This window comes from Clostridium coskatii, from assembly GCF_001675205.1.
Taxonomy (GTDB): Bacteria; Bacillota; Clostridia; order Clostridiales; family Clostridiaceae; genus Clostridium_B; species Clostridium_B ljungdahlii.
The window spans coordinates 22,421-29,075 of the sequence record NZ_LROR01000066.1 but is presented as its reverse complement, the minus strand read 5'-3'; the positions used below and the strand labels follow the sequence as shown (position 1 = coordinate 29,075).

Below are 6,655 nucleotides of genomic sequence, written 5' to 3'. Positions count from 1 at the left end.
GGATGCTACTGGTAATAAGTTTATTGGAAAATATGATATTAATTTAGCTTAAATATTAGGGGTGAAGCAGAGATGCTGAACCTTATACTATATAAAAATCAAGCTCTCTGAGTTTTCGAGAGCGTACATATTATTCAACAGGGGGAATGTAGGAAATGAGTAGTGAAAACACTAAAAATGATATAACTGTAGATAAGAAAAAAATTGATATATTTGACTTTTTATATAAATATGGAACTCTAATTACAATCGGACTGCTCATCATTTTCTTTGGAATTATGGGAGGAAAGTTTCTTGAGCCAAGTAATGTGGTAAATATACTGCGTTCCATTTCCATTGTTACAATAATTGCGGTGGCAGTTACAGTTTCTCTAACTGTAGGAGGGTTTGACCTGTCTGTAGGCTCTACTGCCTCATTATCTGGAGCCGTAGTTATGGCCATGTTCATATGGCATAACCAAGACAGTGTTACTTCTATAATAGTTGCCATACTGGCATCTCTTGTGGTAGGAGTTATAAATGCCATAATGATTGTGAAAGTGAAAGTACCTGATATGCTTATGACACTTGCTACTATGTTTGTATTTCAAGGGGTGGCTCTTACTTATACAAGGGGGGCTGCTATATCTCAGAACATGGTAATGGCAAATGGAAATTTTGCAAAGGGTAAACTTACCAAATTCTTTACAACTTTAGGACAGCTTCCCTGGATTATTATAGTAATGATAATTATAGTTCTTATCGTACACATATTTTTAACTAAAACCAAACATGGAAGGTATATGTACATTATTGGTGGAAATATGGAAGCAGCAAGACTTTCTGGGATACCGGTAAACAAGTATAGGGTATATGCCTATTTAATATCGGCTTTTCTTGCAGGTGTTGGAGGAATAATGCTGGCAGCAAGAGTTCAAACTGCAGAAATAAATGCAGGTTCACCTTATCTTATGGATGCTGTGGCAGCAACATTTATAGGATTTTCTGTAGGAGGGTCAGGAAAACCCAATGCCATTGGAACCTTTGCAGGAGCAGTTCTTATAGGAATACTTCAAAATGGACTTGTTATGTTGTCGGTTCCATATTATGCAATGGACATTGTAAAAGGTATAGTTTTAGCCTTTGCACTGGCTCTCACTTATTATAAAAAGAAATAATTTTGAGAAAGGAGATATGAAATATGGGTAAATTTACAGATGAATATTTTACAATGACTGAAAAGGATGTACTCCAATATGCAAAACTGCAGTTAGATTTTTTTGATGGGGATGCAGAGCTTACTTCTAGGGAAATAGGAGATGGAAATTTAAATTATGTATTTAAAATTCAAGATAAAAAAAGTAATAAATCCATAATAATTAAACAGGCAGGTCCTGTAGCTAGAATTTCTGATGAATTTAAGGTATCTCCGGACAGAAACAGAATTGAAAGTGAAATATTAGAGCTTCAATATAAGCTTTCTGGAGGTCTTGTACCTAAAATTTATAAATATGACAGTATAATGAATTGTTTTGCCATGGAAGATTTATCTGATTATGAAATAATGCGTACAGCTTTAAATAAACATGAAAAATTTCCAAGGTTTGCAGATCATATTACTACATTTTTAGTTAATACTCTTCTTTTAACTTCGGACGTGGCAACAAATCACAAGAAAAAAAAGGAATTAGTAAAAGACTTTATAAATCCGGAGCTTTGTGAAATAACAGAAGATCTTGTTTATACTGAGCCTTTTTATGATTGCTCAAGAAACGATTTATTACCTGAAACAAAAAAATTTGCAGCCTCCAATTTGTGGAATGATAAAAAACTTCTTTTAGAAACTGCAAAATTGAAATTTGAGTTTATGACAAATGCCCAGTCTCTTATACATGGAGACTTGCATACAGGTTCAATTTTTGTGAAATCAGATTCCACAAAGGTGTTTGACTCCGAATTTGCTTTTTATGGACCTGCAGGTTATGACATTGGAAATGTAATTGCAAATTTGATATTTGCTTATGAAAATGCAGAAGCTGCAATATTGGATGAAAAAGAAAAGGAAGATTATAAAGGATGGTTGGAGGTTACAATAATTGATATTATAGATTTATTTTCTAAAAAGTTTAAAGCTTCATGGAAAGAAAATGTTTCCGAGAAGGTGGCAAATTATGAGGGCTTTTTAGAATATTATTTAGGAAATATATTAAAGGATACCTCAGCTGTAGTTGGCCTAGAACTTGCAAGGAGAATCATTGGACTTGCCCATGTGAGTGATATAGTTTCTATAAAAGACATTGAAAAGAGAACAAGGGCAGAAAAGATATGCCTTCTATCTTCGAAAAAGTTTATTTTGGACAGAGAAAATATAAAAAGTGGAGTGGATTTTATACAGGTAATTAAAGATGCGGAAAACAAGTTTTAGCATATGAGGAGATGAAAAAATGTCAGAAGTTGTACAATCTGTAATTCTAGATGATGCAAATAATTCTCTTATAATACTTGATCAAACTCTCCTGCCAGGAGAAAAAAGATTTATAGAATTAAAAACTCAAAAAGATGTCTGGGATGCTATTTATGAACTTAAAGTTCGGGGGGCACCTGCCATAGGCATAACTGCAGCTTATGAAATATATCTTTCTGTAAAAAAATGTGATGCACAAAGTTATGAACAATTGTATGAATATTTTAAAAAGACAAAGGAATATTTAGCATCTTCAAGGCCAACTGCAGTAAATTTATTTTGGGCTCTTAATCGTATGGAAGAAAGGTTGAAAAAAGAATCTAAGAATGCTATTGCTGATATAAAAACTGCTTTAAAGGAAGAAGCAGATAACATATATAAAGAAGACGAAAAAGTATGTAAATCTATTGGAGAATATGCTCTTTCACTTTTAAAACCGGGCTTTGGACTTTTGACTCACTGTAATCCAGGTACTATAGCTACTGCTAAATATGGTACAGCTCTTGCACCTATATATTTGGGAAGCGAAAGAGGATATGATTTTAAAGTATTTGTAGATGAAACCAGACCGTTGCTTCAAGGGGCAAGGCTTACTACCTGGGAATTAAAACAGGCAGGAGTAGATGTTACGCTAATATGTGATAATATGGCATCCATTGTTATGAAGGAAGGAAAAATACAGTCGGTTTTAGTAGGATGTGATAGGGTGGCAGCAAATGGAGATACTGCAAATAAAATAGGAACTTCTTCTGTAGCAATACTTGCAAAATACTATAATATACCTTTTTATGTATGTGCACCGATTTCAACTATAGATTTGAATTGTAAAAGTGGTAAAGACATAAAAATTGAAATAAGACCTGAGAAAGAAATAACTACAAAATGGTATATAAAGCCTATGGTACCTGAGGGTGTGAAAGCTTACAACCCTGCTTTTGATGTAACGGATGAGGGACTTATAACGGCAATAATAACTGAAAAGGGGATAGTATATCCACCTTTTAGTGAAAATCTGAAGAAAATTTTGTAAAAAGCTTATTAAGGAGGAAGTTATGGGAGAATTAAAGGACACATGGGAAGATGAAGTTTATAAAGTGGCAAACAGAATAAGACTTAGAGTTTTAAAACACACTATAGAAAACAATGGAGGATATTTGAGTCAGGCCTGCTCTTCAGCAGAAATACTTTCAACTCTTTATTTAAAAGTGTTGAATTTAAATGAAGTTGAAAAGCCTATTATCCCACCCAAATTTCCTGGGACTCCGGGACCTGATAATAAAAGTTATTTTAACGGTGGCATATATAATGGAGAAAGATCAAAGGATACGGATAGATTTATACTTTCTCCAGCACAGTATGCGCTTGTACTATATGCAGCACTAATAGAAGTTGGACGTATGGATACTTCTGGTCTTGATGAGTTCAATAAGGATGGAAGTTCTGTCGAAATGATTGGTGCAGAACATTCTCCAGGTATGGAGGTTACTACAGGATCTTTGGGACAGGGCATAAGCCAGGCAGGTGGTATTGCCCTTGCACGTAAATTAAAGAAAGAGAAGGGAAGAGTAGTTGTATTTTTATCTGATGGTGAATGTCAATCTGGACAATTTTGGGAAGCAGTACAGGCTATTTCCTATCACAAACTAGATAATATAATAGCTTATGTTGATATAAATGGATATCAGTGTGATGGAAAAATGACTACAGTAATGAATATAGAACCTTTTCATGAAAGACTAAAAGCTTTTGGAGCCAGGGTGTTCAGAATAGATGGACACGATGTAGATGCTATTTCAGCCCTTGGAAATTTAAAACCTGATGGAAGACCTACATTTATATTATGTGATACAAATCCTTCTAGGGGAATCAATATACTAAATAAGAGAAAACCTAAGTTCCACTATGTAAGATTTAAAACTGAAGATGAAAGAGAAAGTTACAGAAGAGAATTCAAGAAATTGAGTAAGAAGTTTCAATAAAGGAGGTTGAAATTTATGAAAATAGAAACCAAAGTACATTCAAAGAATCTTATAAAATGGGCTAAGGATAAACCTGAAATATTAGTTTTATCTGCTGACTTAACTAGTTCTGTGGAAGTTGATACTTTCAGGGATACCTATCCTGATAGGTTTTTTTCAATGGGAATAGCAGAGCAAAATATGTTAAGCTTTGCAGGCGGACTTGCAAGAGAAGGTTTTATACCTTTTGTTCACACTTTTGCAGTTTTTATATATAGGAGAGCTTATGATCAGATAGCTATGTCTGTGGCATATCCAAATTTACCTGTAAAAATGTTTGGATTTTTACCTGGAATTATATCTCCAGGTGGAGCTACGCACCAGGCCATTGAGGACATATCAGTAATGCGCTCACTTCCTAATATGACTATACTTGAGTGTGGGGATGCCACTGAAGTTGAATCCGTTCTTGATGTAGCAAAAGCTATTAATGGACCTGTTTATATAAGAATGTTAAGAGGGGAAATACCAAGGCTCTTTAAGGCTTCAGAACCTATGCAATTTGGAAAGGCAAGAGTACTTAGTAAAGGAAGCGATGTAGTTGTGCTTTCCAGTGGTATATGTACGGAAGAAGCTATAAGGGCAATTAAGGAATTAAAGAAAAAGGGACTCTCCATTCAGCATATGCATATATCCACCTTAAAACCATTTAATGACCATTCGGTAATTGAAGCTATAGCAAAATCAAAGTATGGTGTAATAACTATTGAAAATCACTCTACAATTGGGGGACTTGGCACAATTGTAGCTGAAAAATTAGCGGAAGAAGGTATAGGGAAAAAACTTGTACGAATAGGAATAAAAGATACTTTTGTCCATGGTGCCAGCAAACAATATTTGATGAAAGAGTATAAGATAGATGCAAAAGCTCTTATAGAAGAAGTTGAAAAGTTGGTAGGACGGAATTTTAATATAAAGGAAGAAGATCTTGACAAAGCTTTTATAGCAGCAGTTCACAGTGACGCCAAGCCAGAAGCGTTGTAATTTTAAAAGAGGTGGAAATAAGTATGTTTTTTACTGGTAAAAGTGATTTGAAGCTTCCCCAGGAAAGGTTTAGTGTAACCTATAAAGTACAGGGAGATGAAAAAGAAGCCTATAGAAAAGCACAGGATATATGTATAGAACAGACAGTGGAATTTCCAGAGGATGTCGTACCAGAAGGAATAATAAAAGATAACATAGTTGGCAAAATAGAATCTTTTAATAAATTAGAAGAGGGAGTATTTCAGGTTAATATAAGTTACCCTGAAGATGCTACTGCTTATGAGCTTACACAACTTATAAATGTTATATTTGGAAACACAAGCATAAAGCCAGGTGTAAGGGTTGAAAAAGTTAATTTGTCGGAAAAAATAACTGACAGTTTTAAAGGACCTCGTTTTGGCATAAAAGGTATTAGAAAATTATTAAATGTGCCTAAGAGACCACTTTTATTTACAGCGTTAAAGCCCATGGGAGTAAGTGCAGAGGAACTCTCCCATATTGCATATGAATTTGCAGTTGGAGGAATTGATATAATAAAAGATGATCACGGCCTTACAAATCAACCTTTTTGTCCTTATGAAAAGAGAGTTAAATTGTGCAGTGAAGCTGTAAAAAGGGCAAATGATAAAACAGGTAGGAATACAATATATGTACCAAATATAACTGCACCAGCAGGTGAAATTTTAGATAGGGCAAGAATTGCGAAAAAATTTGGAGCGGGAGGAGTTTTAATTGCACCTGGTCTTACTGGTTTTGACGCAATGAGACAAGTTGCAGATGATGGCAGTATAGCCCTTCCAGTTATAAGTCATCCTGCATTTCAGGGAAGCTTTGTCCTAGGAAATGAAGGCATATCCCATAAAGTGCTATTTGGTGATATTGCAAGGATTTCAGGAGCTGATGCTACTATTTATCCTAATTTTTTAGGTAGATTTTCTTTTTCTCGAGAAGAATGTGTTGGAGTCTCTAAAAATTGTAAAAAAGAATTTGGAAAATTAAAATCTGTACTTCCTTGTCCTTCAGGTGGAATGAATCTTGAAAATATACCAGAATCCTATAAGGCTTATGGTGACGATGTGGCATTTTTAATTGGTGGAGGATTGTTTAGAAAGGGGCATAGTATGGCTGATACCTGCAAGTATTTTAAGGATTTAGTTGAAAATCTTATATGATCAGAAATGTATTTTGAAATAAGGTGGGATAAGGATCC

Annotated in this window: 6 protein-coding genes; all 6 read left to right on the top strand. The window is 34.5% G+C overall.

Annotated elements, in window-relative coordinates:
* The first annotated feature begins 155 nt into the window (after positions 1 to 155).
* The 6 genes from CLCOS_RS16110 to CLCOS_RS16085 are packed head-to-tail and all read left to right on the top strand — an operon-like array spanning position 156 to position 6,617.
* Positions 156 to 1,157: an ABC transporter permease gene (locus tag CLCOS_RS16110; RefSeq protein ID WP_063602509.1), complete on the top strand. Its 1,002-nt coding sequence runs from the start codon at positions 156 to 158 to the stop codon at positions 1,155 to 1,157.
* Positions 1,158 to 1,180: 23 nt separating this feature from the next.
* Positions 1,181 to 2,404, top strand: a complete 1,224-nt coding sequence (gene mtnK / locus CLCOS_RS16105; RefSeq protein WP_063602508.1) for an S-methyl-5-thioribose kinase — start codon at positions 1,181 to 1,183, stop codon at positions 2,402 to 2,404.
* Between the two features lie 19 nt (positions 2,405 to 2,423).
* Complete coding sequence (gene mtnA / locus CLCOS_RS16100; RefSeq protein WP_063602507.1) at positions 2,424 to 3,473, top strand: S-methyl-5-thioribose-1-phosphate isomerase; 1,050 nt, start codon at positions 2,424 to 2,426, stop codon at positions 3,471 to 3,473.
* A gap of 22 nt (positions 3,474 to 3,495) precedes the next feature.
* Positions 3,496 to 4,422 carry a transketolase gene (locus tag CLCOS_RS16095; RefSeq protein WP_063602506.1) on the top strand — a complete coding sequence of 309 codons (927 nt, stop codon included), beginning with the start codon at positions 3,496 to 3,498 and terminating at the stop codon, positions 4,420 to 4,422.
* 15 nt (positions 4,423 to 4,437) lie between these two features.
* The gene (locus CLCOS_RS16090) at positions 4,438 to 5,445 is read left to right on the top strand and encodes a transketolase family protein (RefSeq protein WP_063602505.1); all 1,008 of its coding nucleotides are present in this window, start codon (positions 4,438 to 4,440) and stop codon (positions 5,443 to 5,445) included.
* Positions 5,446 to 5,468: 23 nt separating this feature from the next.
* On the top strand, positions 5,469 to 6,617 hold the full coding sequence (locus CLCOS_RS16085) for a RuBisCO large subunit C-terminal-like domain-containing protein (RefSeq protein ID WP_063602504.1): 1,149 nt from the start codon (positions 5,469 to 5,471) through the stop codon (positions 6,615 to 6,617).
* Positions 6,618 to 6,655 lie beyond the last annotated feature (38 nt).